The sequence below is a fragment of the Thermococcus henrietii genome (genome assembly GCF_900198835.1).
GTDB lineage: Archaea > Methanobacteriota_B > Thermococci > Thermococcales > Thermococcaceae > Thermococcus > Thermococcus henrietii.
In genome coordinates, this window is the sequence record NZ_LT900021.1 from 1,300,985 (window position 1) to 1,325,697 (window position 24,713).

Below are 24,713 nucleotides of genomic sequence, written 5' to 3' on the forward strand. Positions count from 1 at the left end.
GAAAATTCTCCCGCAAAAAAAGTTAAAACCTCGAAGGGTTATCCAACTCAGATGAGGAACGTTGCCGAACTGCCCCTTCACGGCGGCCACGTTCCCGCGTGGCTCGCTCAGAGGATGCGGAAGCTGACGAGATTAGTTCTAATACTCGCCGTTGACGAGTACGGGACGAAAGGCCTCCTTGAGAGGCTCTCCGACCCGGTCTGGTTCCAGGCCTTCAACAACCTCATCGGCATGGACTGGGACTCCTCTGGCTCGACGACGGTAACGGTGGGCATGATAAAGGAGGTCCTCTCGCGGGAGGAGCTCGGCGTTAAGGTCGCCGGAGGAAAGGGAAAGGCAAGCAGGAGAACGCCGGAGGAGTTGAAAACCATAGCGGAGCGCTACGAACTCGACCCTGAACCGTACGTCAGAACATCCCGGCTCGTCGCGAAGGTTGACACCGTTGCCTTCCAGACAGGCTACCAGCTCTACCACCACGCCTTCTTTCTCGATGAAGAGGGCAACTGGGCGGTGGTACAGCAGGGAATGAACGAGAAAGCCAAACTCGCGAGGCGCTACCACTGGTTTGACGCCGAAACCTTCACCCTCAACCCCCATAAGGCGATAGCGGGAATCCGTGGGGAGCTCGCCCTCAACACTGTCTCGGGTGACTCCAAGGAGTTTCAGAAGACGCTCCTCGACCTCGTGAGCGAGGGGCCGGAGAAGGTGGCGCGCGAGGTTGAGACGATAAAGGCCATCGCGAAGGGTTACCGCCCGCTGGTGTACTACCGCCCAAGGGACGTCGATGAGAGAGCAATTCTGAAGCGCTACGAGAGCCTTGGGAAGCTGGAGCTCAACAGAAGGGCCCTTGAATTCGCGAGGGAGCTGGGCGTCGGGAACTACGAGGAACTCCTTCTCCTCAAGGGGCTCGGGCCGAGCACGCTGAGGGCACTTTCGCTCGTGGTCGAGCTGGTCTACGAGACGCCCCCGAGCTGGAAGGACAGGGTGACGCACCCACCGGACCCCTTCAAGTTCACCTACGCCGTTGGCGGAAAGGACCGCGTTCCGTTCCCGGTCGAGAAGGGGACCTACGACGACCTAATATCTTTCCTTGAGAAGCTCGTCGAGAGAAACCGCGAGGAGAGGGCACTCGTTAGAAACGTCGTGAAGATTACCAGAAACTGGAAGTTTCCGGAGGACGAGAAGCGGCCAACGTAACGCGACTGTGGTGGGTTTATAAGGACCCGACCGCATCCGTCCGTTGACAATCTTAGCAGGGGGAGCTGGGTCATGGCTTCGAAGTACGTTAAGGCCCTCTGGGTGTTTGTGGTCGTTTACATCGCGTTCTTCTCTGCTTACTCCGTATTCAGGCTCTACGCCTTTGAGCACTTCTACGCACCTGGATACGTTCTCTGCGATACGCACACGTTTTACAGTGACTTGATAAACACACTCCATGGGAACGGCTTCTTCTACAGTCCCTACGAAGGAACTTCCCACTTCGCGGTTCACAACTCGCCCATTCTCTTCCTCCTCCTTCCAATCGTCGCGCTGTTTCCTCACATCGAGACGATACTAGTGGTGCAGTCTATTTTCATAGGGCTCGGTGCGGTTGGCCTCTTCTATTTTGCTAGAGCGGTGCTAAAAAACGAAAAATCGGCGCTACTCCTTGCCTCGATGTACCTTATAAACCCCTTCATTCACGGGATAAACAAGGCAGATTTTCACGCCTGTGCTCTGGCGATTCCCTTTGCCTTTCTGACCGCGTACTTCTACGAAACCGGGAGAACCAAGCCCATGCTCGTGTCGGCGGCCCTCGTGCTCTCCGCAAGGGAGGACGCCGGCCTCTTCCTCATCGCCCTCATGTGGATGGGGGTTATGCGGAAGGATTCCCCAATGGGTTCACTGAAACCGCGTACCTGGTTGAGGAACCGGCTTGAACTGACGATGGTTCTCCTTGCCGTTCTTTGGATGACCGTCAGCTTAGTTCTGATATTCTGGTTCAACGGGTGGGTCCCTCCGAGATGGATGGCCCGCTATCACGGAACCCCCAACTTCCTGAGGGAGAGGGGATGGTCCTTTGTGGCGTTGGTTCTTCTCTCCATGGGGTTCCTGCCCCTCCTCCAGCCCCGTTTCCTCCTCCCATCCGCGCCCCTGTGGGCAGAGCTCCTCCTTGGGGCTTCCTGGGCCATGGTTAGCTACGACTTCTACTATACCTACATGCTCGTGCCGTTTCTCTTCATCGTCTCAGTCTACGCTGTCTCCGAGAACCCACGGATGCTGAGAAAGGGATTCTTAATAGCGCTCGTTTCATCCATTCTGTTCTCGCCCGTCTACGGGGTCACCAGGATTGGGCCCTACGACAGCGTTTACTTTTGGGCGAGATTTCTCGGCAGGATGCTGCATGGGACGGGCTAAAAACGCAAACATCCCATGCCCTCCGCGGGACAGCCATACTTTGCGAGGATTGCATACCTTGAGAATGGCGTGAATTCTTAGAGCCGCTATGTTGCTATCATACTAATACTTCTACGGTAGAAGATTTTATAAAGGCTGACCTCTACCGTATACTGGTGGGGCCGATGCTCAAGGTTCAGGTTCGCAAGCAAATCAAGAGGCAGAAGAAGAAGGGCAAAATCTACAACGTCGAGCAGAGGCTTATTTACATCCCCTCAAAAGCAGAGCTTCCAGAGGAAGTTTACATCCTCACTCCAGAGGAACTCAAAGAGCTCGCCGAGCTCATTCCAAAGGAGAAGAGGCCGAGCTGGCTGGTGATGGTATGAAGCGCTTTAAGAACCTGATTGTTATAATCGACAGAAGCACCGAGCACGAAAGCAGAAGAGGCTTTACAGTGCTCGCATTGGTTGGAGTTTGGGACTCTGAAGTGGGCCCTCTCAAACGGATAGTATTCAGAGACCTTAACCTCAAGCACGCCAAGAAATACGGAAGCGTGAAGAAAGCCAAGATGGACATGCTGAAAGCTGCCCTTAAGGGCGAGCGCTCTGACCTTACCGACCATATATATTTCATTCCGCGAGAGAGACCTCCCACAGCGCTTCTATGACGACTTCGAACAGCTTTATCCAGACTGCAAATTCATAATCGGAGATAAAGACGTTATCTCAATCCTCAAACGACGCTACCCTGACCTGAGGACCATCGAAGAGAAAGAGAGCAGGACTACAGCAAAACAGTACAAACACCTTCATGCTTCTCGTGGATAACATTGCCTACTTTGCGAGAATTGCATACCTGGAGAATGACCTTGAATTCTTAGAACTCCTGAGAAGAGGACCATGAAGGCGTCCCTTTTCATCTTCATCGGGCACGGTCGCTCATCGCCCGCACCCTCTCGGGACGCCAAAGCCCCTCTCACGGTGCATCCCCGGCTTCATAAGGGTCTGCCAGGACCACCACTCGAAGGGCCCGCCAACTCCGTCCCCAACGGGACTTCATGCTCATGCGGCTCATCGCCCAATCATTCTCACGGGCTCAATATCGTATACGCAACGTGCACTTTTAAAGGTTACTGAAATGATACGTCATTTCTCCCAAAGTTATAAAAAAGAAAACCTCACTGTCTCCGGCTCAAACTCAAAAAGGGTATCTACCGCGACTTATAACCGGTCTCGTTTCATAGAAGATGCCGTTTTGGCGAGGCTCTCGCTTGGAGAAGGTGCAGATAAGGCAGGCAAGAGAATTCTGGTGCCCGGGCCGGGATTTGAACCCGGGGCGCGGGCTCGAAAGGCCCGCATGTTTGACCGGGCTACACCACCCGGGCGCGTCCGTTCTTAGGGGGCCGAGCGGACTTAAAAACCTTTCGGCCGGTAGATTTTTAAACATCCCCCCGAGCCCCCCATCGATGGCCATGAAGACTCTCGCGGACGTTCTCAGGGAGGCACTGAGGGAGAAGGGGATAGAGAGCATAGGAACGCTCTCGAAGCGCTTCCGAAAGTCGAAGAACAAACTCCAGGACATAGCGATTGAGATGGTCCACGGTAAGGGCGCAATCTTCCGCGTCCCCGAGAAGACTGCAGTTGCGTGGGACCTGAGCGGAAACCGCGTTGAAGGTTCTTACTACGCCTACGCTCCCCTCTGCATGGCGGATAAGTTCGAGATGGTCCTCTCCCCGGAGGAGCTACGCTCAAAACTTCCGGAGTGGCCTTATTTCATAATCGACCTCCAGCTCTGGGACAAACACACCCAAAAGGAAAAGGGCAAGGTCTGCCTCCAGATTAACCAGAGCTACGGCCTTCTGCGCGACTACTTCACTGGGAGAGAGCTAGCGGTGACGTGGGCCAACGAGGAGTTCCGGAAGATGTTCCACGGTCCCCTCGATAGGATTACCGCTTACGAAGGTTCGACCTCCGAGTTTTTGAGGGGGGAGGGAATAGACGAGGTCGTTCTCCTCGACCCCTGGGCCGACGAGGTTTTAAGCGAGGAGGACTTCGGCGTTAAGGCCTTCGTAATAGGCGGAATCGTCGACACCGGTGGAGATAAAAAGCTGACTCCCAAAATCGGCGAGGAGCTTGAGGGAGCTGGAATAAGGGTCAGGCGGAGAAAGATAGTTCTCAGGGGCGACGTGATAGGGGTTCCCGACAGGATAAACAGAATTCTCGGCATACTCCTCGAGATGCTCGTTGAAGGCAAACCGATGGACGAGGCCGTCTACGAGTTCCAGGAGCCGCTCCACGCGCGCTGGAGGCTCAGGAAGGAGCTGCCAAGGAGGGCAATTCGGTACAGAATCGACGGGAAGGACTTCCGCGTCGTCGAGAAGGAGCTCTTCGACGAGTACTCGAAGTGGCTTAAAATCCGCCCGGAGGACTTCGTTAAGGTCCTCAGAGAGCTGGATTTGATTGCTCTCGACAGGAGAAGGATACACCGCCTTAACAAGCTCTCGGTTCCAAGGGTAATCCGCGGTAGGCTCTACCGGGTCATACTCCTCAAGAAGGCTGCGATGCTGTGCTACAACTGTTAAAAGGTGATTTAAACGTGATACCTGATTGGATGCTTAGAGTCTCCGTTTCTTGTCCCTCTTAATTTCCTCAATGAGCTCTTTTAGTGCCTTCTGGCGCTCGACTTTTGAGTAGAACTCATATTCATCCTTTAGAAACTCGTAGTGCTCTCTCTCATCCTCAGCGAGGCGCTCCATGAGCTTTTTGTGCTCTGGATTTTCCAGGAGCTCTGCGAGGAGCAGGTAGAGCATCTCGGAGAGCTTTTCGGCGTCCATCCCTATCTCAAGAACCCGCAGGTAATCTCCGACAGTTCTAAGTCGGTAGTCTTTTTCTGAGAAGACCCTTGCCCAGCTCTTCAGATGAACCTTCGGAACATCCTCGCCGGGAAACAGGCTCTCGAACAGCCGGGAAACCTCCGAGTCGTGGTCCTTCTCCATCTCCAAGAACTCCCTGAACTTGTCCCGTGGGTAGCCGTCCGGCAGGTTCTCGTAGAGGAAGCGGTACAGGTTCGTTGAGTCCACTTCCCCCTTGAGGATGTATGCCATTATCTCCTTCAATGATTTTTGAGACAGCTCCCTAACGGCCTTTCGGATTTCCTCCCTCACGCTGGCTTTTTCCATGAAGAGCTCTAAGGCTCTGCCCATGGCATCACCCTCCTCAGATTAGGCGGAATCGTATAAAACCCTTGTCATATATCGAAGGTTGAGCCAACAGGTTCTTAAGCTCGGACTCCAAACCAAGCCAGGGGATTGCCATGGGAGTCAGTGCCCTTATAATGTTCCGGAACTACAACATAGGAACCCAGCAGGTTATGGGAGGCTCGCCCTCGGATGTCATCCCGAGGATTTACTCGAAGTTCAGGAAGGCCCACTGCCCGGAGCAGGCTATACTCAACCTGATACGGGAGAACGGCAACGTTGTCTTCGGCGAGGGCGACAACAAGATGTTCACAGGCTACGACTTCGTCTACAAGGTATGGTACACAGGAAAGACGCTGTTCATAGAGGACGAGGACGTCCTAGAAGACGACATGATTCAAGAGGTCCTGGACGAGCTTAAAAAGGAGTTTGGTGACGTTAAAGTTGAAGTCATACAAGAGCATGACGCGACCTTGTTTGAAATCCACTTGAAGTGACTCTCACCTTTCTCCTTTTCTCCTTTAACCTACGCAAAAGAGAAAGGGTCAAAGGACCCTGAGCAGATATACGAGACCAACTATCAACGCCAGCAGGATGTACGCGACGTAAACGCTGTCCGAGCCCCTCATCAGCCCGTGCCTGAACCACTCCGAGAAGTTCAGATAAGCTCTCGAGAGCTTTTCGTAGGCGATGTTCACCCTTTCGCGCCAGTAGAGCCTTCCGTTCTCCTCCCTCGTACCGTAGAGCCAGCCCTCGGTTATGAGGAGTATTGCGGAGTGGGCTATCGGCGGGTACTCCGGGTTGCTCAGCCCGCCGCTCCAGGCCCTGACGCGCCTGACCCTCTTGAACACGGTCAGCCTTGCTATAACGTAGACGCTGACGCCGAAGACCGTCACGAGGCCGGCTAGGTAGGTCGGCGAGATTCCGCCAAAGTCCTTGGCCACAACAAGAAAGCCGTCCTTTATGCCGAGCGCCCCGCCTATGAAGGACGTCGCCTTTATTCCGGCGAGCGAGCCGACGACGCTATCAACGAGCTCGAAGACCGCCAGCGGGAGAACTCCCACCATCACCAGCACGGCACCCATGAAGGCGTAGGCGATGTCCTCCGCGGAGAGCTCCCTTCTCCCTCCGGCGCGCTGGATTCCGTGGGTTATTATCTTGCTCATCGCGACGCCCGCGACGCCCGCCGTTAGCGCAACGAGCGACCCCACGAGGACCATGAGGACCTTGAGCCTGGCGTCCGGTATCTTGAAACTCTGGAGGAGCGTCTCTATGCCCATCCATTCGCCGAGGAAGCCCGGGAACGGGGCTACGCCGGCCAGGCTGAGGGCGGAGACATAGCCCGCGACGACGCCGACGGCGGTGAGCCTGCCGGCCCTGACCTCGGGGAAGCGCCCGGTTCCGTTCTCAAGCCTCCCCGCGAGCAGGAAGAGCAGGCCCTTTGCAACGCTGTGGGCGAAGGCGTAGAAGAGAAGCGCCAGCAGTGCAAAGGAAGCCAGCGTCCTGTTGCCAGCGTTCAGGGCGACGACGGTTCCGCCTAAGAGCGCCAGCAGAACGCCGTCGTTCTCGACGGTGCTGTAACCTGGCAACTTCTTGACGTGCTCGGTGCCGGCCGCGTAGGCCGCTCCAAGTATGGCAGTCAGCCCACCGAGCAGGAGGAAGAACGAGCCCACCCACGTGGCAGGACTCTCAATGAGGAGCAGTCTGACGAACCCGTAGACCCCCATGAGCGTCAGAACCGCGCTCAGGAGCGAGGAAAGGTTCGCCGGGGCCTTGCCGTGTGCATCCGGAAGCCAGACGTGGAACGGAAACATGGCCATCTTAACCGCGAAGCCGAGGCCTGCCAGGAAGAACGCAAGGCTCCAGAGTTCAGAGCCCTTCCATGCTGAAAACACCGTGGAGCCGGTCTCAACGGAGAGCAGGCCGAAGCCGGCCAGGATTAGGAGCGCGCTCAGCTCGCCGAAGGCGAGGAACTTGTAGGCTTCCCTCCTCGAGTTCTCCCTCGCGGTTATCCCGAAGTAGCTCGCTATCGTCATGACCTCCCAGCCGACGAGGAAGCCGACGGCCCCCTTTGCGAGGAGTATCATAAGCATTCCGGCGATGCTCATAGCGAACGAACCGGCTAACAGCCTCGGATAGTGGTCGTCGTAGCTCAGGCTGAACAGCGAGGCCCCGAGCCACACTATTCCAGAGACCACGAGGAAGTAGCGGGAAACGTCGTCTATTCCCTCCGGCCGGACGAGGGCGAGAACCAGCAGGCCGGCCGAGAGAATGGCCGAGAGCGCGTAGCTTGCTTTCCTTGAGAGCACCGCGAGCAGGGAAGCGACGATGAAGCCTATGGTTATCGCGTAGAACGGGTTAATCATTCGACATCCCTCCCGGCGACCTTGAGGAGGCCCTCTATAATCTGAACAGGACTGGGCGGACAGCCCGGAACGTAGCCGTCAACCGGAACGAAGTCCTCCACCTTCCTACCGCACAGCGCGCCGTTGGCGCAGGCGCCCAGAACCAAGACCCGCTTGGGTTCGGGCATCAGCTCGTAGGCCTCCTTCAGGACCGGAATCATTCCGTCGGTCGGACAGCCCGCAACCAAAAGAACGTCCGCGTGCTTCGGCGTCGGCGTGAAGAATATCTTGAGCCTGTGGATGTCGTAGTTCGGACTGTGGAGGAGCGCAACCTCCCTGTTGCAGGCGTGGCAGGTTCCGACGTCAAGGAAGAAGACGTGGAGTGACTTCCTGAATGGAAGGGGGTTCTCAACCTCGCTCAGCCCGGTTTTCTGGCCGAAGGGGACGTTGCAGAGACGGCAGTTGATGCACTTCCTGTAGTCAAGTCTCCCGTCTTCAACGGCCCCGAACGGGCACTCCGCCGGAGCCTCGAGCGGGAAGCTGAAGGGAAGCTCCTCCTCGCTCACCCTCTTGGGATACTCGCTCGTCAGAACGCCCTTTCTGAGCCCCCTGATAATCCACATCACTCCTCACCCCCCTGCCAGAGGTCTGCATCCGCGAAGTTCAGGCCAAAGCTGTGCAGTCCGAAGGGGAAGTCCGTGAAGATGTTCCCTGTTATGCCCCTGCAGAAGGCCACGTAGTTTATCCTCGACGCTCCCCTGAGGCCAATCCACGAAACTCTGCCGTCCCTCAGCTCCACGAGCGTAAGAACGTCACCGTGCGGGGCCTCCGCCAGTCCGAGGTTGAGGCCCCCCTTAACCGCAGGGTCAGAACTCAACGCCCTGAAGTCGATTCCCTCGATAATCTCGAAGGAGCGCTCTATTTCCTCCATGCGGACCATGAGCCTCGCAAGGGCGTCTCCGTCCTCGCACGTCACCGGTTTGTAGGAGTAGAACCTGTCGAAGGCCCGAACATCCCTCGGGACCCCTGAACCCCTCGACGCTATCCCAACGGCGTCGAGCTCGATTACGTCCTCCCTGCTCAGCCGGCAGGTGTTGTGGAGACGGTCGATGAATATCTTGCTCTCAAGCAACTCCTCCCTCAGCTCGCGGAACTCCTCCTTGAGCTTCCCCAGCCTTTCAACGGCCCTTCCGTCGAGGATTCTAACCCCTCCAGGAACGTTCGCGCCGAAGCCGTAGCGGTGGCCGGTCAGCCTGTTGAGAACCCTGAGCGTTTCTTCCTCGAGCCAGTGGAAGTGCATCGTCGCGACCTTCTGAGATGCATCCCCAGCGAGCTTGTGGATGACGTTGAAGTGGTTGTAGAGCCTCTCAATCTCGAGGAGGCCCTTCCTGACCTCCCAGACGTCTTCGTCGGGGTTGGCCTCAACGGCCCTCAGAAAGGCGTAGGTGTAAGCTAAGGCGAAGTTCCCGACGGCCCTCTCAAGGACTGCTATGGTCTCCTCCAGCGGGCGGTTTATCAGCCTCCCCTCGATTCCCCGTCTCTTGTAGCCGTAGACGGGCCTTATCGAGACTATCCTCTCGCCGTAGGTGAGTATCTCGAAGGCCCCGGCCTGCCCCAGGCCACCGGCGGCGGGACCGAAGGTGAGGGGAACCGCGTTGCTTCCCGGCGGGATTCTGATGTAAGGCGTGGTCTCACCAACAAGAGCGGGCGCAATCTTCCTGTCCGGCAGTCTCTCCTCTTCCCTGATGAGCGCCTCGCCCGTGTCGTAGTCGAGCCAGACCGTTAGATAGTTCCCGTTCCTCCTGAAAACGGCCGAGAGAGCCATCATATTACCAGACCCCCGGTGAGTGCAAGGTAGACCGCGTAGAGGCTTACCCCGAGCGCTACGAGCGTCATTATCAGGGGTATCAGCTCCTCACCGCGCTGGAACTCCGCTCCCTTCCCCCCGCCGAAGAGCATCTTGGCCGAGTGCCAGTTGAGGGCCAAGAACGAGAGGAGCAGTCCCGTTCCGATGAGGAGGGCCCACCAGCGGTTTATCGAGAGGGCCACCCCGAGTATCGACAGCTCCGCGAGGAAGGTTCCGAAAGGCGGTGCACCGGTCACCGCCAGGGCCGATAATCCGAAGGAGTAGCCGAGTGCCGGACTGTCCTTCATAAGGCCGTTGATTTCCCCAATCTCGTGGCCGTATCTACTCACCGCGCTTCCGGCTGAGATGAAGAGGGCACCCTTGGCGAAGGCGTGAACCGCGACGAGGACGAATACGAGCTTGAGCAGGCTCGGCCTGTAGTAGCTCAGCGCGATGCCTATGGTAGCTACACCCATCATGTCCATGCTCGAATAAGCCAGGAGCCTTTTGACGAACCTCTGCGAGGCCATCAGGATTGACGCCACCAGGACCGTCAGGATTCCGACGGTTAGGGCTATGTAGACGGCCTCCTTTCCGAGGCCCGTCGATGCCTTGAAGAGGCGGTAGTAGACGAGGAGCGCCGTTGGGAGGAGCGTTCCCGAGAGCATAGCGCTGACCGGCGAAGGGGCGCTTCCGTGGGCATCTGGAAGCCAGCCGTGCATCGGGAAGAGGCCGACCTTTGTTCCGAAGCCGACTATGGCAAGCAGTCCGATCACGGCACCGGCCTTCTCGGAGAGAACGAGGTGCCTGACGTCGAGGGTTCCCGCGAAGCTGTAGGTTATGACAACAGAGAGGAAGGCAATTCCAAGGCCCGCGGAGGCGATAATCATGTAGCGCCAAGCCCCCTCGACGTTCCGCTTCTTGCCGTCTGTGATTATGAGTATCGCGCTGACGACGGTCGTCGCCTCAAGCCCAATCCACATCCAGCCGAGGTTCGAGACGACGGCGGTGAAAATCATCGAGAGCGCGAAGAGCGAGAGGAAGCTCCAGTAGAGCCTGAGCGGGTAGAATGGCCTCTCGACCCTCTCGACGTAGTAGAGCGAGGCCAGGGAGGCAAAGAAGTAAATCCAGGCTATCGTCGTCGCCAGAATCATCGAGTACCAGTCGGCGTAGAAGTAGTGGCTCGAGACGGTGTAGCCCCTGATGAGCATGTCGGTTGCCATTGATGCCGTTATGAAGGCCAGCCCGGGGACGATTGCCCTGCCGAGCCTCTCCGAGATGAGCGGAAGGAGCGTTGCTATGAGTGGTATCGCGAGCAGGTAAACCACGGCCTCCATGCTATCACCCCACCAGCTCCTCGACTTCCAGCGGTCCGTAGCGCTTCTCGGCACCTAAGACGACCGCGAGCAGGACGAAGGCTATCATATCGAGCAGTATCCCGAACTCAAGGACCATGGGCATCGGCGAGAGCATCACCGCGAGGTAGAGGAGCGCGTTCTCCTCGCTGAGGTAGCCGACTATCTGGGCCAGGGCGTTCCTCCTCGAGGCTATGATGAGCATGCCCAGGAAAAGCAGGACGAAGGCTATGACCCCGCTCCAGTTGTCCGTTGCCCTGTAGATCGGGATGTAGAGGAAATACGCGAGAACCGCCACGACGAGGCCGAGGACTATCGCGTGGTGCGTCGTCTTAATCTCCCTTCCGCGCCAGATTCTCTCCTTCCTGACGTCCCTCTGGAGGAGCCAGGGTATCAGAAGTGCCCTGAACGCTATCGTGATTCCGCCGAGGATTATGAGCTCAGGAATCCGCTTTTCCCAGCCGACTATTCCGATAATCAGACCGATTAGGACGGACTGGAACGCAACCGCCTCAATCAGCGAGTGCATGTAGGACTCGGTGAGCATGAAGAAGGCCGTGAGGAGGACCACCGAGCCTAGCAGGTTTAGGATTTCGTTGATCACGGCGCACCACCCCCGAGGAGGAAGCTGATAACGCCCATTATCGCCAGGAGGAAGCTGGCGGAAAGGTAGTCGATGATGCGGAAGAGCCTTATCTTCGCCAGGGTCTCCTCAACGACGACGAAAGCCAGGATGAGCCCGAGCATCTTGACGAAGAGCGTCGCGATTCCCTTGGCAATCTCGACTAAACTTGCGCTCGTCGCGAGGCCCCATGGGACCGCGAAGACGTTGAGGAAGACCGCCATCAGGATGAAGGACTTCATGTAGCCCGCCCAGGAGTTGAGGGCGTAGAGCGGGCCTGTGTACTCGAGACCCTTTGCCTGGTCGAGCATTCCGAGCTCGTTGCTTCCGTGGGACTCGATTGGGAGCTTTCCCGTATCGAAGAGCAGGAGCATGAAGAACGCGGCCGTGATGAGGATGTGCGTCGGGCTGAGGTACCAGCCTTCCGCCGTTACCCTGTGGTTCATCAGGAACGGGTTGTTGGTTCCGGTGATTATCGCCACTCCGAAGAAGACCATTATGAGGACCGGCTCCGCGAAGGCCCCAAAGTTCACGGAACGGGTTGCCCCTATCCCGGTGTAGTAACTTCCCGTCCTCTCGGTGGCCAGAACCGAGGCCATCGCGGCGAGGCCGAATATGAAGGTCCCGCCGAAGAAGTCCACCGTCGGGGCCAGCCAGCTCGGGAAGTTGCCGACTATCGGGAGCACCCAGGGCAACGTCAGCATTGCACCGAAGGCTACGAACGGCGCGATGACGAAGAACGGGCCGACTCCCTCTGGAATCAGCGTCTCCTTCCTGAAGAACTTCGCGAGGTCGTAGTAGGGCTGGAAGATGCTTATTCCCTTCCTCGACTCGATGCGCGCCTCTATCTTCTTAAGGATTCCTACCATTAGGGGTGAGAGCAGGAGCACCACTATAACCTGAACTAAACCGATAACCACCCTGTCTTCCGGGTTCAAAGGCGTCACCTCCCCGATATGGAGAGAACAGGCGTCATTAGCCCCTGTTCGGGGCAGTTAGGGCGGACGCCATCGCCCGGAAATTTGCCCGGCGGTTTTATGAGGCTGGGTTTTTAAAGGTTTTGAGAACTCGGGAGTTCACTGATGGACGTCTTTGGGGGGATGCTCCTCTTTTCTCCCTGCCTTGAGGTACTTGTCCATGACATTAATCGCTTCCTCGTCGCTCCAGTTTCCTCCGAGCATTCTGTTCTCGGCTATGTAGCCGGCCAGCTTGATTGCAAGGGTTCTGTTCTCGTTGAAGAGCTCGTACATCTTGTAGTTGAGCACCGCCTCCTTCTTCGAGAGCTCGAGCAGTCTGTCACGGAGTTTCTCCTCTTCCATCTCCCTCACCCTTTAAATTCTCGTTTTCCCTTTGGAGCTCTCTGAGGGCTTTCCTCAGAAGCTCGTTGTCCCGCTTCATCTCAGCGTATTTGAGTTCCATAAGCTCAAGGAGCTTCTCCATTTCCTCGATTCGCTTCTTCAGCTCCTCTTCCCTCAAGGTTCTCCACCGGGTAAGAATAGAAGGGGAGGCGTAAAAACCTAACTCAGAAGAACACTATAACCGCGTCCCCAACTACTGCCGTCTCGACCTCTTCGCCCTCACTGAACACCGCCTTCCTGATGATGACGTCGTCTTTGCTCAACTCGACCTTCTGACCGTCGACCTCGAACTCGACCTTTCCGGCCTCCTTGAGCGCCTTGGCAACCTCTTCCGCGTGCTCCTTGAGGTAGGTGGTAATCTTCGGCACGAGCTTGCCGTATCTCGGCCCAACGGTTCTGAAGTTGGGCTTTATCTCGGTTATGCGCTCCTCTAAAGCCGGCTCACCCCTGATGACCTCAAGCCTCTCGATGTTCATCGTTCCGGCTATGTCCCTCTCGATGGTCTTGAGCTTCTCGTAGGAGTCCGTTGCATAGATGGCTACGTGCTTGAGCTTGGCGTTGAGGGCGAGGCCGTGAGAGTTCTTGTAGCGCCTTATCGCACCGACTATTTCCCTCGCCAGCTCACCGAGCTTCTCGGCCTCTTCGTCGATTCTGTCCTCTCTGAACTTCGGCCATTCAAGGAGGTGAACGCTTTTAACGCCAACCCGCTCGCGGAAGAGGTTCTGGTAGAGCTCCTCGGTGATGTGCGGGACGAAGGGCGCCATCAGGAGCATCAGGTTGTAGAGGAGCTCGTAGAGCGCCGTCTTAGCCTTCAGCTTGCTCTCCTCGTCGTCGCCGTAGAGACGGTACTTAATCATCTCAATGTAATCGTCGGCGACCTCGTGCCAGACGAAGGTTATCAGCTCTCTCGTCAGAAGGTTGAAGCGGTAGCGCTCCATCTCCTCGGTGGCGAACTTGATGAGCCTGTGGAGTCTGCTGAGAATCCAGCGGTCGAGCGGTTCGAGCTCCTCTGGCGCTTTGTCCGGGTCGAAATCAGCGAGATGTCTCTCGGCGAAGCGGTAGATGTTCCAGACCTTCTGCAGGAAGCGGAAGTTGTAGTCTACGGTCTCCCACTTGAACGGGTGGTCCTCTCCGGGTGGGGCGAGGGCCGTCCAGAGCCTCAGAGCGTCGGCGCCGTACTTCGGAATGACCTCATCCGGGGCAACGACGTTGCCGTAGCTCTTGCTCATCTTCCTTCCATCGGGCCCGGCGACCATTCCGTTGATGAGGACGTCGCGCCAGGGCTTCTCGCCGGTAAGTATGTAGGTCCTGAATATCGTGTAGAATGCCCACGTCCTTATGATGTCGGTTCCCTGGGGCCTGAGCGCGGTCGGGAAGTTGTGCTCGAACCAGCGCTTGGCTTTTTCGTCGCCCTTGATGGCCTCGTGCCACTTGGTTATTATCAGCGGGGTTATGCTCGAGTCAACCCAGCAGTCGAGGACGTCGGTGACGGGCTTCGGCTCGCTTCCGTCGGAGCACTTCCTCGGAGGCTTGTCAAAGCGCGGGTCAACCGGAAGCTTATCCTCGTCGGGCAGTATTATCTCGCCGTTATCGCAGACCCAGAATGGGATTGGAGTTCCGAAGACCCTCTGCCTGCTTATGACCCAGTCCCAATCCATGCTCTCGGCCCAGTCCTTGAGGCGGAGGAACATGTCCTCGGGATACCAGTCGATTTCCTTCGCGACCTTCACTATCTCGTCCGTGAAGTCCTTGACCTTTATGAACCACTGCTTCTTGGGGAGTAGCTCAATCGGGGCCATACAGGAGCTCCTCTCGGTGTGTCTGAGAACGCGGTGCCTTATCTTCTCCTTCTTGTAGAGGAGACCCATTTTCTCAAGGTCTTCCGCAATCTTCTTCCTCGCTTCCTCGGTCTTGAGGCCGGCGTAAGGCCCGGCGTTCTCGTTCATGGTTCCGTCCTCGTTGATGGCTATGATGACCGGCAGGTTGTAGCGCTTCTGCCAGACGACGTCCTGCTCGTCACCGTAGGTACAGTTGTAAACCGCTCCGGTTCCAAAGCTCGGGTCAACGTCCTCGTCAGCCAGAACCGGCACTTCCCTCTCGAATATCGGGAGCTTGACCTTCTTGCCGACGACGTCTTTGTAGCGCTCGTCCTCTGGGTGGACGAAGACGGCAACACAGGCGGGCATGAGCTCGGGCCTCGTCGTCGCTATCGGGACGTGACCACTTCCGTCAGCTAAGGGAAGCTTGATGTAGTAGAGGAAGCCGTCCTCCTCGACGTAGCCGACCTCGGCCTTGGCAAGGCTCGTCCTACAGCGCGGGCACCAGTAAACGGGGTGCTCGGCCTGGTAGAGGAGGCCCTTCTTGTAGAACTCGAGGAGAGACTTCTGGACTGCTGCCTTGTACCAGTCGTCCATCGTGTGGTATTCCAGGTCCCAGTCGGCCGAGTAGCCTATCCTGATGAACTGGTTGCGCATGGCCTCGATGGCCTGCCAGGTCCACTCAACGCACTTCTGGAGGAACTTCTCGGGCTGGTCCTTGCTGATTCCGAACTCCTTCTCGACCTTCAGCTCCGTTGGAAGCCCGTGGTTGTCGAAGCCCTGGGGAAAGAGAACGTTGTAGCCGGTCATTCTCTTATAGCGCGCGATGATGTCAATCCAGGTGTGGCTGAGCACGTGACCGAGGTGAAGCGTTCCGCTCGTGAACGGGGGCGGGGTGTCAATCGCGTAGCTCGGCCTCTTCTCGTCGAGCTCGTACTTGTAGATTTTCTCATCGAGCCAGAACTTCTGCCACTTGGGCTCAATCTCATTCGGGTCGTAGTTCTTCGGGAGCATCCTATCACCTTCCACCGGGTTTTTCCGGGATGTTACCCCCTTCGCCGGGGGCGCTTAAAAAGGTTAATCCCCAGATTGGCAGGGCCGAAAGGGCCCCGGTCAGGCCGGCCACGAGGTAGGCCGTGCCGAGCCCGAACTTTCCGGCGAGCAGGCCTATCGCAACGTTTGCAATCGCCGTGAACCCGCTTCCCATTGTGCCCAGCGTCGAGCTGACCGTCGAGCGGACTTCCGAGGGAATGAGGTCGTTCCTAAGGACTGCCATCAGCGGTCCCCTCGCCCCGAGGGTAACCTCTACCGCGAAGAGGAGAGCCACGCTCCCCCAGAGGTCGGGTACGAGGCCAAGGAGAGCAACCTCAACGCCGAGCAGGGTAGACGTCAGGGTGACTGTTTTCGGGGACGGTTCAAGTTTCCTCGCCAGCAACGCGCCGAGGGAAGTCGAGAGCAACATCGTCGCGAAGAGAGGCCCAAGGGCTTCGTCCGGTAGTCCCCGGCCCTTCAGCAGGAGCATCCAGAACGTGAAGAACGCCCTGCCCGTGAAGCTCAGCAGGAACGAAGAGAGGAGGAGCAGGTGCAATCTTCTGTCTCCAAGGACCACATGCAGGCCCCTGCGCAGTATTCCAGAGTAGCCGAGTTCCGCCTTGCCCCTGTTGTCTGGCAAGAGGAGGGAGGCCATAAGGCCAGAAGCCATCGCGAGAATTCCTGCGGTAACCACCGGGGCGTTCGGGGCGAACCCGGCGAGTGCACCGCCGAGGAAGCCACCAGCAAACCTGACCGGCCCGGAGAGGGCCTTCAGCCTGCTCAGAACGTCCTTTACCTGCTTTCTGTCTCCAAGGGCGTCGTAGAGCCAGGGAACCATTGTCCCGCTGACGAGGGCGCTTCCGAGGCCGGAAAGGGACGCACCAGCGAGGACACCCCAGAGCCCTCTTAAAAGGCCTACCACGATCAGTCCGAGGCCGAAGAGGGAGCTTCCGATTGAGTAAACCCGGACCCTGCCGTGCCTGTCCGCGAGACCGCCGGTTGGGAAGTCCGTGAGAAGCTGGGCAAGCTCCGAAACGCTCTGAACCAGTCCAATCTCAGAAAAGCTCAGGCCAACCGACTTAAGCCAGAGGCTCAGGTAAGGCCCAAGAACCGCGGAGCTCAGCGAGCCCACTAAAGCCGTCGCCGTGTAGCGCCATTTCAGACCACGCTCCCGTCTTCCGGTGGACGATAGGCATCACCCGTGCACTGAAATGGGGAGGAGTTTAAAAGGTTTGGGGTGCCCATCAGCGAGCCATGGTCATCGGGCACTTTCTCCTCATCCCGCACTTTTCGCAGGCACTCCGGTGGAGAGCGAAGTTAATCGGTGTCAGCAGGAGGAACAGGAGGAGAAGTGCGAGTATATGCCGCGAAGGGGTGAGGAAGTACGCGGCCGAGATTCCGAGGACCGGCACGGCGGTTGCGAGCGCCCAGGTTATTTTGGCGAGCTTTTAAACTCTTCCCCCAATATGTCTTTCAAGGTTCTAACTTCTCTGTCAAGCCAGTTTGGGAGTTCGTCTATATTGTTAAAACTCCATCCGTATGACTTCACATTGTCAGGAATTTCATCAACTGTGGCATAAAACGCAAATCGGAGAAGCTCATAAAGAAATTCATTAAAGTGGACAGTCGCATTAAACACTTTCTCTCCCCAGCAACGGGTGATGACATCGTATTCGCTAAGTGCTATCTCTACTATTGATTCGTTTGAATAACATATTCCTCCCCCACAATTATTGCCTCTTCTGCTCTCTTTTCCAAAGGTCCAAAGGACTCATCAAGGGTAAATATGACTTCGAGCTCTCGCATTTTGTACCACCCTTATGGAGTGTAAAAATTAAATACTAGCACCAGCAATTCCCAGATGAGCACTGTGGGAGTCATATGTCTCACTGTTTCTCGAGCACGTATTTTGTTATCAATTTCACCCACTGGATTTTGGGATATAGAGCCTGCAGGGGTGTGAACATCTTTAGGGCTTCTTCAACCTCACGCATTCCTCTCATAAGGTCTTCCCAAATTCCCTCCACGTATTCATCAACTCCCACTCTGATGGTTACCCCGTTGTTTGGGGACTCAATCTCAAGAATTTTGGCATGTCTACGGTACCGGATGAACTTTATTGGGTCAAAAGTACCAAAGAAGAGTTTAAGAGATCCTCCAGGAAAAAGAATATCCTCTATGGACATGTTCTTGGTGACAGGGTTGTTCCTGAGTGGGTTTACTTCTACTGGAAGACTCATGAGTTTGGCAATTGCATCCTTTCCTCCCACAGCATAAACAATCGAGAGTGCTACATCCTCAAAAAATTCAATTAAGTTCCCACAGGCGGGCGCTATCAGTTCTTTGCCATCAACCTCTAGCCCATACTTAACGTCGTATTCAAATGCCCTAGAGAGGATGCTTTTGAGAAGTTCGTTAAAATCTTCCTCGTCCCCCTCCCTAACGGATTCAATGTAAGTTTCAACAGCATCTGAGAGCGATGATAGAACGGCCTCTTTCAGCTGCTCCTTGGTTGGAAGGATGTACCAAAGATGAACCCCAACCATGCTCATCACCTAACGACATTTAAATAAAAATTAAAAAATGGGAATCAACTTAGTGAGACTTTAACAGGTATACTGTGAGAACTTTATAACTTTTGTATCCTATCCTTTGAAGTATTACTCGCACTCTACCAATTTCTGTGTTTACTTCCAATGCTATCTTGCCCCCATTGGGGTTCGTCTTGCCACAGTTCACTTCACCGCTTGTTATTGCTTTCTTAATAACATCGGCCAGCCATTTCCCAGTTATACTCTTTGGAAAGACAGTGGCATCGGGTTCTCCGTAGTAAACTTTCCCTTCATAATGTCTCCTAATAATGTGTCTCAAATCACTCTCAAAAAGTTTCACTTTCCCTGGAGGCCAGTATCCACATGACGTATACCTTCCGTTGAACTTTGGTAGGGTTCTAGTCTCTTTATATAACTCTTCTGTGAATTCCTTCGCCTTGTTAGCGTCCCATCCGTTTAGATATGCTTGACCTAAGAGCTGTCCGAACTCTTTTGGAGTGAAGAGGTCGTTAACTTGGTCAAGCTCGCTTTTCTTTACTTCCACTATTGTCTCAGAGCCGTCCTTGATAACGACCTTCTCGGCTATCGGCAGTGGAATGAACCAGAGCTTCTTGAGGTGAACCTCGACATTGGGATGACTCATAGAGTATCCGGCAGCATTAAGGAACCCATCACTGAACTCTGAGAGTTGCTTGAAACCCGTCGCACGCAGAATGATGTCTGCCACCTTGCCACCATACTTCTCAATTACCTTGTACAGGCCCATCGTCATGAGTGTCGCGAGACTGACAGTTATCGCCAGTAATTCTGTACTGCCAACCACTATGCTTATACCAGCCAAAACAGCAGGTATAAACTGTGGCCGAACTTCATTTCCAGGTTTCTTCTCCGGACTAAACTCCTGAGGAACCGTTACTGTACTGTTCGTCGTCGCGTTAACGAAGCTTGCCGCAGCGCTGGCACCACTGACCGTCATTCCAAGGAAGAGCACCACCAAAGCCAAGGCAAGAACCCGTCTCCAGCCCATGCGGTTACTTTCTTAGAGTTGTTCATATGAATAACAAACTTAAACTTTAAAAGTTTTTCTATTAATAGTATTGACATAAAAGAAGCAATTAAAAGAAAATTACTCATTGAAATTGCATTCACTTCACCGCCACCAGCCAGTACCTCCTGTCGTTGGGCCTCAGCTCGTGAAGGTTTCCGTGGATTTTAACCTTCCTGAAGTGCCTCCCGGCCAAAAGCCTCATCTCCCTCGGCGTGTATATGTTGAGTTCGTCGTCCACCATGACGGCCCTAACGCTCCCGTCCGGCTTAACTATCTGTACGAGCCTCTTGAAGCGGAGCTTCTGAAAAGCCGGCTCCACCTCGCGCCAGTCGGTTATGACCAGCCTCTCATCGCCCTTTCGCTCGTCCCATACTATCGGGCCGTCCCTTCCGCCGTAGTACCAGCACGGGAAGTCCGCTATGAAGACCCCGCCCGGTTTCAGCGCCCGTTTTACAGAATTAAATAATTGTTGAATTGCGGAATCATCGAAATACATGATTGATGAGAAGAACATAGTTACTGCATCAAACTCTTCCTCGAAGTCGAGCTCAAGCGCGTCTCCCCGGATAAACTCGATGCTGAGCCCTTCCCCTTCGGCCTTTCTTCTCGCAACTGCCAGCATCTCCTCGTGGAGGTCGAGGCCGGTAACCTCGTAACCGCGCCTCGCGAGTTCAAGCGTCGGAATCCCTGTTCCGCAGGCAAGGTCGAGGATTTTCTTTACTCCCCTTTCGGCCTCTTTCCGGAACAACTCCTCAACGAAATCAATCTCCTTAACAACCCGCTCAGCCCTTCGCCTGTAAATCGCGTCGTAGTACTCGGCCAGAACGGTGTAGAGCTCGTGCATGATACCACCTAAGTGAAATTGTGTTCAAGCTTAAAATATTTCTCCCCCTCCCAGCTCCCTGAACGCTCCAATAAGCCTGTCGTTCTCTTCTGGCTTCCTCACCGAAAAGCGCACGTATTCCGGCAGTCCGAAGCTCGCACAGCTCCTCACGAGGATTCCGCGCTTCTTCATGGCTTCAACGAACTCCTCAGCGTTCCCGACGCGCTTGATGAAAAAGTTTGCGTCGCTTTTAACGCCCAGCGCTTTTTCAAGCCTCCCCTTTTCGCGCCAGATGAGGGGTATCGTCTTCCTGAGGTGCTCGAAGCCGTCTTCAATGAGGAATTCGAGAAAGGCAACTCCCGTTGAGCCTATGCTCCAGGGCATTCTGACGCTTCTGAAAGCCTCTTCAAAACCGAGGACGTAGCCGACTCTTATTCCCGGCAAACCGTAGCTCTTGGTGAAGGTCCTGAGCTTTACGATGTTCTCCCCCTCCGGACTCTCCGGCTTTTTCACGAAGTCTATGAACGCTTCATCCAGAACGAGGAGCGCCCCTCTGTCTTCCACCGCATCGAGGAGTGGCTTGAGCTCCCTAACGCGGTAGAACTTTCCGTCCGGGTTGTTGGGGTTGCAGAAGAAGACGACCGAGCCTCTCTCGACGAGTTCTGCCAGCTTTTCCGGTTCGTTCGGGCCTTTGACGACCCTCGCTCCAAAAATTCGCGAAACTCTCTCGTACTCGCCGTAGGTGTGCTCCGGTATTATCGCCTTCTTCCCGCGGAGCGCGAGGATTCTAACCAAATAGAGCGCCTCGGTGATGCCGGCCGTTAGAGTCAGAGGCTCGCCGACAAGTTCGGCGAGTTTCCCCTCAAGCCTCTCGTAGTAGGGGTAGCGGTCGCTTATCTCCCTCGCGCGTTTGAACATCTCGTCGAGCCACTCAGGGGGGTAAGGATTGAGCGACGCCGAGAAGTCAAGCAAACCTTCCTCCCTTGCGCCTCCGTGATAGGTCGAGAACTTCACGGGCTCAAGCATTGCAGGGGTACATACCCGCTAAGCATTTTTAATGCTATCCCCCGAATAATTCCACGGCAGGGGTGCCGCCTTCCACTTCCGTAGCAGTGATCAAAATTGAAACCAAAGGCTGTGAGTCACTGCTCCAGCACCAGCCACAGGTTTCCGGCGTCACTGTGCATAAACACGAAGATCAGCGCGTTGTTGTCTTTGAGGGTCACCGTCTTGGATGTTATCGCGAGGCAGTAGGAGTCCATCTGAACCGGGACGTACCAGTACGTAAGCGAACCAACGAGGCTGCCGTCTTTATAAATCCTGAAATCGATCCTCTGCCCGCCGGTCGTTGTGCTGTTCCTCGGCTGCCCCCAGGCGATTGTATACTCCCCTATCCGGGCCTTTCCAGAGAAGCTGACGTTTCCAATCCCTAAAACAGCGTATCGGTATTTCTTTCCTCCCACCTCAGCCGTCGTGCTGTTCAACACGCTCATATTCAAATACTTAAGGCCCTCTCCCTGCACTAAAATCCCTTTTGAGCCCGTACCGCATTTCTCAAGACGTTCCTTGACACTGGTGAGGAATGCCGTGATGTCCTTGGGGGAAGAAGACTGCGTGTGGCTGAACCCCGGAGTTGAGCTTTTTGATGGAGAACCGCTTATGCACAGCGAGGAAAAGAGCAGCAGGGAAATCAAAAGGATCAGCAGGGGGACTCGCTTCATTTTTGTCACCATATCACACTTCTAACAAAGTATGCGGCCATCTACTTAAAAATTTTTCTATTTTTATAACTTGACATTAGAAGTTAATATGTTATTGGAACATAGCGTTATAGCCACTGGCTTAATAATGGCTTTCACAATTCCCCTAAGTTCCAATTGGAGAGTTTAGCAACGGCGGATTTTCAGAGCACTGCGGGTCCCAGCATGGACACACCTCACAGGGCCATCATCCTCTCAAACAGGGCCCGAAGGTCGTGGTAAAGGTGGGGTTCGGTCTTGCAGAGCCACTCAATGAGTCTCGCACCGCCCTCGTAGAACGTAACCCTTGAGAACGGCCTTTCCCCTCCGGCGTGGTTCTCGGGGAGTCCGAAGAGCGCCCGCAGACGGTTCTCAATGAGCCTCGCAAAACCCTCCTTCCACTCCTCCCAGACCATGTACTCGAAGTCCTTCTCCGAAAGAACCTCCCGGAAGCCCGCCCTTATCTCAGGGATTCTTTCCAGTTCTCCGCCGAGCAGGGCGGAGTAGAGCTCCACAAACCGCCCGTCTTCGTAGGGGAAGGGGTGCTCAAGCTCCCACGAGTAGTCACCCCGCTCCCAGTACTCCCTCGCAATTCTGAGCCCCCTCTTGAGCTCTGTCTCGCAACACTCCGCCTGATAGCAGTGCACGAACTCGTGGAGGATGAAGACGAGCCCCTCCTCCGATGAGAGGGCGCGGCGTGACACGACCGCGGCGGTTTTCCACCCTGTCTCCTTCAGGGGGAACGCGGCGAATATCTCCTCTGGGAGCTCCGCCGGAAAACTGCCGGAGTAGCGGTAGGAACTCCCCTCCGGCTCAAAGACAAGGAGCTCTCCTCCGCTGAACACCGCCAGCGGGTAAATCCTTCTGAACAGGGGGTGCACCTCCACGGCTTTCTTTTTCATTTCAAGGAGCTTTGAGAGCCCGTTTTCAACGTCTTCCGGGAGTGACATGGTAACCACCTCACATTATAGTGGCGGGCGAAACTTAAAGGCTGCGGCGATGGTTATGGCCACCCATTCTGCCACGACGAACCAGTAGATTTTCAACGCCCGCCTTATGTCCTCGTTCTTCGGCTCCCTCCCCGGAAAGCGGTAAACGCCGGGCTTCTCAAGCCAGACTCCGAGGACGGCGCTCATAGCTGAAATCGGCTTGTCGGAGTTTATCTTGAACTTTGCAAGGCGGTAGTGCCTGAGAACCTTCAAACCGCCGAGCGGGAGGTAGAGGAGGACCGTTAATCGAGCCGGAATGAAGTTAAGGACGTCGTCCAGCCTCGCTGAGAACTTGCCGAAGAACTCGTAGCGCTCGCTCCGGTAGCCGAGCATGGCATCGAGCGTGTTCACCGCGCGGTAGAGCAGGGCTCCGGGGAGGCCGAAGAGGAGGAAGTAGAACAGCGGAGCGACTACGGAGTCGTTGAGGTTCTCGGCGAGGCTCTCTATCGAGGCGGAGTTGAGATGGGCCTCGTCGAGGTTTTTAACGTCCCTGCTCACTATCATCGAGACGGCCTTCCGTTTCTCCTTGATGTCCTCAGTTACAGTCCTCTCTATGTGCTCGTGGAGGCTCCTTACCGCGAAGGAGCTTTTCAGGAGGTAAACCGCGAGGGCGTAGTTCAGCGGGAAGGGGAGGTAACGGGGAAGGAGCGAGAGGGCTAAAGCGAAGGCAATGACGGCGAGGGCCGTTAGAGTTCCCGCGAGGAAGTCCGGGAGGGGACCTTTTCGTTTCCATCTCCTGTCGAGAAAACCGGCTATCCTCCCGAACCAGACCACGGGGTGGAGCTTCACCGGTGGTTCTCCGAGAAGGAGGTCCCAGAGGAGCGCGAGGAGAAAAACGATTAGGGCGTCCATCCCCCGAAGGCCCCCCTGATTTTAGCGTACTCGGCGAGCATCTCATCATTCGGCTCGCGGACTCCGCGACGCACGTACCAGGCCGGATGTCTCAAGTACTCCATCTCAAAGCCGAGCTCCCTCAGGGCCCTTTCGGCGGTTCTGCCGAGGGCGAAGACTGCCTTTGGCCTGAGGATTTCGAGTTCCCTCGCGAGTAGTTCGTAAGCGCCTTCCGGAACGCGGGACAGCCTGTTGTTCGGAGGGTTGCACTTCACGACGTTGGTTATGTACACGAAGTCCGGGTTGATGCCGAGGTGAAAGAGAACCTTCCTGAGTAAGCTCCCAGAGGCGTCACGGTAGAAGCACACGCCGGTTTTTCCGCAACCTCTCCTCCCCGGCGCTTCGCCCACGAGGACGACCCTGGAGCCCGTCCAGCCGTTGGCAAAGGGCAGCCCCTCGAACTCCCCTATTTCGAGCTGGTAGCGCAGGTTCTCTCTACCACAGAAGTACTCGGGGTCCGTTAGAAGGGAGCAGTAGAGGGCAGAAAGCTCTATTGCCCGGGCCTCTGAGAGCTCATCGGTTACCAAAAACCTCTCCTTCGGGTTGTAAATCGTCCGTGCGTAGGTTCCGTAGGTTTTTTCGTCTAGACTCATAAAATCGCGCCAGGTTTTCAGCGAGATTTGCCCGGTCAGCAGGTTTTGCGGATTAACGTAGACGTCGCCGACCCTCTGGAGTTCATCAATCCGAATCAGCATAATGGATAAAAGCTCCAAACCATTTATAG

At 55.8% G+C, this 24,713-nt stretch carries 26 protein-coding genes, 1 tRNA gene and 1 riboswitch; of the genes, 7 read left to right on the forward strand and 20 right to left on the reverse strand.

Annotated elements, in window-relative coordinates; all coding sequences use genetic code 11:
* The first annotated feature begins 51 nt into the window (after positions 1 to 51).
* From CS910_RS07215 to CS910_RS12060, 4 genes are all read left to right on the forward strand, one after another.
* Entirely contained in the window at positions 52 to 1,197 is a 1,146-nt protein-coding gene (locus tag CS910_RS07215; protein ID WP_099210701.1) for a DUF763 domain-containing protein, read from the forward strand.
* 72 nt (positions 1,198 to 1,269) lie between these two features.
* Positions 1,270 to 2,397: a DUF2079 domain-containing protein gene (locus CS910_RS07220; protein WP_099210703.1), complete on the forward strand. Its 1,128-nt coding sequence runs from the start codon at positions 1,270 to 1,272 to the stop codon at positions 2,395 to 2,397.
* A 164-nt stretch (positions 2,398 to 2,561) separates the two neighbouring features.
* Entirely contained in the window at positions 2,562 to 2,762 is a 201-nt protein-coding gene (locus tag CS910_RS07225; RefSeq protein ID WP_099210706.1) for a t26-17p, read from the forward strand.
* Positions 2,759 to 3,043, forward strand: a complete 285-nt coding sequence (locus CS910_RS12060; protein WP_223211942.1) for a hypothetical protein — start codon at positions 2,759 to 2,761, stop codon at positions 3,041 to 3,043. The genes CS910_RS07225 and CS910_RS12060 overlap by 4 nt, the downstream gene beginning before the upstream one ends.
* Positions 3,044 to 3,682: 639 nt before the next feature.
* Here the strand turns inward: CS910_RS12060 and CS910_RS07235 are convergent.
* Positions 3,683 to 3,760, reverse strand: a tRNA-Glu gene (locus tag CS910_RS07235).
* Positions 3,761 to 3,847: 87 nt separating this feature from the next.
* On the opposite strand from CS910_RS07235, the gene trm10 reads away from it, so the two are divergent.
* A complete protein-coding gene (gene trm10 / locus CS910_RS07240; protein ID WP_099212470.1) occupies positions 3,848 to 4,957 on the forward strand; it encodes a tRNA (guanine(9)-/adenine(9)-N1)-methyltransferase in 1,110 nt (369 codons plus the stop codon).
* 33 nt (positions 4,958 to 4,990) lie between these two features.
* On the opposite strand, the gene CS910_RS07245 is transcribed toward trm10, so the two are convergent.
* A complete protein-coding gene (locus CS910_RS07245; protein ID WP_099210708.1) occupies positions 4,991 to 5,578 on the reverse strand; it encodes a ferritin family protein in 588 nt (195 codons plus the stop codon).
* Between the two features lie 110 nt (positions 5,579 to 5,688).
* Between CS910_RS07245 and CS910_RS07250 the strand changes: the two genes are divergently transcribed.
* Entirely contained in the window at positions 5,689 to 6,069 is a 381-nt protein-coding gene (locus tag CS910_RS07250) for a hypothetical protein (RefSeq protein ID WP_099210710.1), read from the forward strand.
* A 48-nt stretch (positions 6,070 to 6,117) separates the two neighbouring features.
* On the opposite strand, the gene CS910_RS07255 is transcribed toward CS910_RS07250, so the two are convergent.
* From CS910_RS07255 to CS910_RS07300, 10 genes are all read right to left on the reverse strand, one after another.
* Complete coding sequence (locus CS910_RS07255; RefSeq protein ID WP_099210712.1) at positions 6,118 to 7,938, reverse strand: proton-conducting transporter transmembrane domain-containing protein; 1,821 nt, start codon at positions 7,936 to 7,938, stop codon at positions 6,118 to 6,120.
* Positions 7,935 to 8,540, reverse strand: a complete 606-nt coding sequence (locus CS910_RS07260; protein WP_099210714.1) for an NADH-quinone oxidoreductase subunit B family protein — start codon at positions 8,538 to 8,540, stop codon at positions 7,935 to 7,937. The genes CS910_RS07255 and CS910_RS07260 overlap by 4 nt, the downstream gene beginning before the upstream one ends.
* Positions 8,540 to 9,745, reverse strand: a complete 1,206-nt coding sequence (locus tag CS910_RS07265; RefSeq protein WP_099210716.1) for an NADH-quinone oxidoreductase subunit D-related protein — start codon at positions 9,743 to 9,745, stop codon at positions 8,540 to 8,542. The genes CS910_RS07260 and CS910_RS07265 overlap by 1 nt, the downstream gene beginning before the upstream one ends.
* Entirely contained in the window at positions 9,742 to 11,100 is a 1,359-nt protein-coding gene (locus CS910_RS07270; RefSeq protein WP_099210718.1) for a proton-conducting transporter transmembrane domain-containing protein, read from the reverse strand. The genes CS910_RS07265 and CS910_RS07270 overlap by 4 nt, the downstream gene beginning before the upstream one ends.
* 4 nt (positions 11,101 to 11,104) lie before the next feature.
* The gene (locus CS910_RS07275; protein WP_099210720.1) at positions 11,105 to 11,722 is read right to left on the reverse strand and encodes a hydrogenase; all 618 of its coding nucleotides are present in this window, start codon (positions 11,720 to 11,722) and stop codon (positions 11,105 to 11,107) included.
* Positions 11,719 to 12,678 (reverse strand): respiratory chain complex I subunit 1 family protein, encoded by a 960-nt coding sequence (locus tag CS910_RS07280; protein WP_099210723.1) that lies wholly within the window; start codon positions 12,676 to 12,678, stop codon positions 11,719 to 11,721. The genes CS910_RS07275 and CS910_RS07280 overlap by 4 nt, the downstream gene beginning before the upstream one ends.
* Before the next feature lie 21 nt (positions 12,679 to 12,699).
* Positions 12,700 to 12,764: riboswitch (Fluoride riboswitch) on the reverse strand.
* Between the two features lie 52 nt (positions 12,765 to 12,816).
* Positions 12,817 to 13,059, reverse strand: coding sequence for a hypothetical protein (locus tag CS910_RS07285; protein ID WP_099210725.1), 243 nt, complete (start codon positions 13,057 to 13,059; stop codon positions 12,817 to 12,819).
* Positions 13,037 to 13,216 carry a hypothetical protein gene (locus CS910_RS07290; RefSeq protein WP_099210727.1) on the reverse strand — a complete coding sequence of 60 codons (180 nt, stop codon included), beginning with the start codon at positions 13,214 to 13,216 and terminating at the stop codon, positions 13,037 to 13,039. The genes CS910_RS07285 and CS910_RS07290 overlap by 23 nt, the downstream gene beginning before the upstream one ends.
* Before the next feature lie 46 nt (positions 13,217 to 13,262).
* Positions 13,263 to 15,929 (reverse strand): valine--tRNA ligase, encoded by a 2,667-nt coding sequence (locus tag CS910_RS07295; RefSeq protein WP_099210729.1) that lies wholly within the window; start codon positions 15,927 to 15,929, stop codon positions 13,263 to 13,265.
* Between the two features lie 4 nt (positions 15,930 to 15,933).
* Complete coding sequence (locus tag CS910_RS07300) at positions 15,934 to 17,079, reverse strand: MFS transporter (protein ID WP_223211943.1); 1,146 nt, start codon at positions 17,077 to 17,079, stop codon at positions 15,934 to 15,936.
* Between the two features lie 122 nt (positions 17,080 to 17,201).
* On the opposite strand from CS910_RS07300, the gene CS910_RS07305 reads away from it, so the two are divergent.
* Positions 17,202 to 17,399 (forward strand): hypothetical protein, encoded by a 198-nt coding sequence (locus CS910_RS07305; protein WP_099210731.1) that lies wholly within the window; start codon positions 17,202 to 17,204, stop codon positions 17,397 to 17,399.
* Between the two features lie 434 nt (positions 17,400 to 17,833).
* On the opposite strand, the gene CS910_RS07310 is transcribed toward CS910_RS07305, so the two are convergent.
* From CS910_RS07310 to CS910_RS07345, 8 genes are all read right to left on the reverse strand, one after another.
* Positions 17,834 to 18,499: a hypothetical protein gene (locus CS910_RS07310; RefSeq protein WP_145955380.1), complete on the reverse strand. Its 666-nt coding sequence runs from the start codon at positions 18,497 to 18,499 to the stop codon at positions 17,834 to 17,836.
* Between the two features lie 43 nt (positions 18,500 to 18,542).
* Entirely contained in the window at positions 18,543 to 19,490 is a 948-nt protein-coding gene (locus CS910_RS07315; protein WP_145955381.1) for a hypothetical protein, read from the reverse strand.
* A gap of 154 nt (positions 19,491 to 19,644) precedes the next feature.
* Complete coding sequence (locus CS910_RS07320) at positions 19,645 to 20,391, reverse strand: class I SAM-dependent methyltransferase (protein ID WP_099210737.1); 747 nt, start codon at positions 20,389 to 20,391, stop codon at positions 19,645 to 19,647.
* A 30-nt stretch (positions 20,392 to 20,421) separates the two neighbouring features.
* The gene (locus CS910_RS07325) at positions 20,422 to 21,396 is read right to left on the reverse strand and encodes an aminotransferase class I/II-fold pyridoxal phosphate-dependent enzyme (RefSeq protein WP_099210739.1); all 975 of its coding nucleotides are present in this window, start codon (positions 21,394 to 21,396) and stop codon (positions 20,422 to 20,424) included.
* Between the two features lie 116 nt (positions 21,397 to 21,512).
* Positions 21,513 to 22,091, reverse strand: a complete 579-nt coding sequence (locus tag CS910_RS07330; protein ID WP_099210741.1) for a hypothetical protein — start codon at positions 22,089 to 22,091, stop codon at positions 21,513 to 21,515.
* Positions 22,092 to 22,306: 215 nt separating this feature from the next.
* A complete protein-coding gene (locus tag CS910_RS07335; protein WP_099210743.1) occupies positions 22,307 to 23,059 on the reverse strand; it encodes a hypothetical protein in 753 nt (250 codons plus the stop codon).
* Positions 23,060 to 23,074: 15 nt separating this feature from the next.
* A complete protein-coding gene (gene cbiB, locus CS910_RS07340; RefSeq protein ID WP_099210745.1) occupies positions 23,075 to 23,950 on the reverse strand; it encodes an adenosylcobinamide-phosphate synthase CbiB in 876 nt (291 codons plus the stop codon).
* The gene (locus CS910_RS07345; protein ID WP_099210747.1) at positions 23,938 to 24,684 is read right to left on the reverse strand and encodes a uracil-DNA glycosylase family protein; all 747 of its coding nucleotides are present in this window, start codon (positions 24,682 to 24,684) and stop codon (positions 23,938 to 23,940) included. Before CS910_RS07345 ends, cbiB begins: the two co-directional genes overlap by 13 nt.
* Positions 24,685 to 24,713: the final 29 nt, after the last annotated feature.

Coding starts and splice junctions, on each gene's coding strand:
- CS910_RS07215 (WP_099210701.1), top strand. CDS start 52: ATGAGGAACGTTGCCGAACTGCCCCTTCACGGCGGCCACGTTCCCGCG.
- CS910_RS07220 (WP_099210703.1), top strand. CDS start 1,270: ATGGCTTCGAAGTACGTTAAGGCCCTCTGGGTGTTTGTGGTCGTTTAC.
- CS910_RS07225 (WP_099210706.1), top strand. CDS start 2,562: ATGCTCAAGGTTCAGGTTCGCAAGCAAATCAAGAGGCAGAAGAAGAAG.
- CS910_RS12060 (WP_223211942.1), top strand. CDS start 2,759: ATGAAGCGCTTTAAGAACCTGATTGTTATAATCGACAGAAGCACCGAG.
- trm10 (WP_099212470.1), top strand. CDS start 3,848: ATGAAGACTCTCGCGGACGTTCTCAGGGAGGCACTGAGGGAGAAGGGG.
- CS910_RS07245 (WP_099210708.1), bottom strand. CDS start 5,578: ATGGGCAGAGCCTTAGAGCTCTTCATGGAAAAAGCCAGCGTGAGGGAG.
- CS910_RS07250 (WP_099210710.1), top strand. CDS start 5,689: ATGGGAGTCAGTGCCCTTATAATGTTCCGGAACTACAACATAGGAACC.
- CS910_RS07255 (WP_099210712.1), bottom strand. CDS start 7,938: ATGATTAACCCGTTCTACGCGATAACCATAGGCTTCATCGTCGCTTCC.
- CS910_RS07260 (WP_099210714.1), bottom strand. CDS start 8,540: ATGTGGATTATCAGGGGGCTCAGAAAGGGCGTTCTGACGAGCGAGTAT.
- CS910_RS07265 (WP_099210716.1), bottom strand. CDS start 9,745: ATGATGGCTCTCTCGGCCGTTTTCAGGAGGAACGGGAACTATCTAACG.
- CS910_RS07270 (WP_099210718.1), bottom strand. CDS start 11,100: ATGGAGGCCGTGGTTTACCTGCTCGCGATACCACTCATAGCAACGCTC.
- CS910_RS07285 (WP_099210725.1), bottom strand. CDS start 13,059: ATGGAAGAGGAGAAACTCCGTGACAGACTGCTCGAGCTCTCGAAGAAG.
- CS910_RS07295 (WP_099210729.1), bottom strand. CDS start 15,929: ATGCTCCCGAAGAACTACGACCCGAATGAGATTGAGCCCAAGTGGCAG.
- CS910_RS07305 (WP_099210731.1), top strand. CDS start 17,202: ATGGTCATCGGGCACTTTCTCCTCATCCCGCACTTTTCGCAGGCACTC.
- CS910_RS07310 (WP_145955380.1), bottom strand. CDS start 18,499: ATGAGCATGGTTGGGGTTCATCTTTGGTACATCCTTCCAACCAAGGAG.
- CS910_RS07320 (WP_099210737.1), bottom strand. CDS start 20,391: ATGCACGAGCTCTACACCGTTCTGGCCGAGTACTACGACGCGATTTAC.
- CS910_RS07325 (WP_099210739.1), bottom strand. CDS start 21,396: ATGCTTGAGCCCGTGAAGTTCTCGACCTATCACGGAGGCGCAAGGGAG.
- CS910_RS07330 (WP_099210741.1), bottom strand. CDS start 22,091: ATGAAGCGAGTCCCCCTGCTGATCCTTTTGATTTCCCTGCTGCTCTTT.
- CS910_RS07335 (WP_099210743.1), bottom strand. CDS start 23,059: ATGTCACTCCCGGAAGACGTTGAAAACGGGCTCTCAAAGCTCCTTGAA.
- cbiB (WP_099210745.1), bottom strand. CDS start 23,950: ATGGACGCCCTAATCGTTTTTCTCCTCGCGCTCCTCTGGGACCTCCTT.
- CS910_RS07345 (WP_099210747.1), bottom strand. CDS start 24,684: ATGCTGATTCGGATTGATGAACTCCAGAGGGTCGGCGACGTCTACGTT.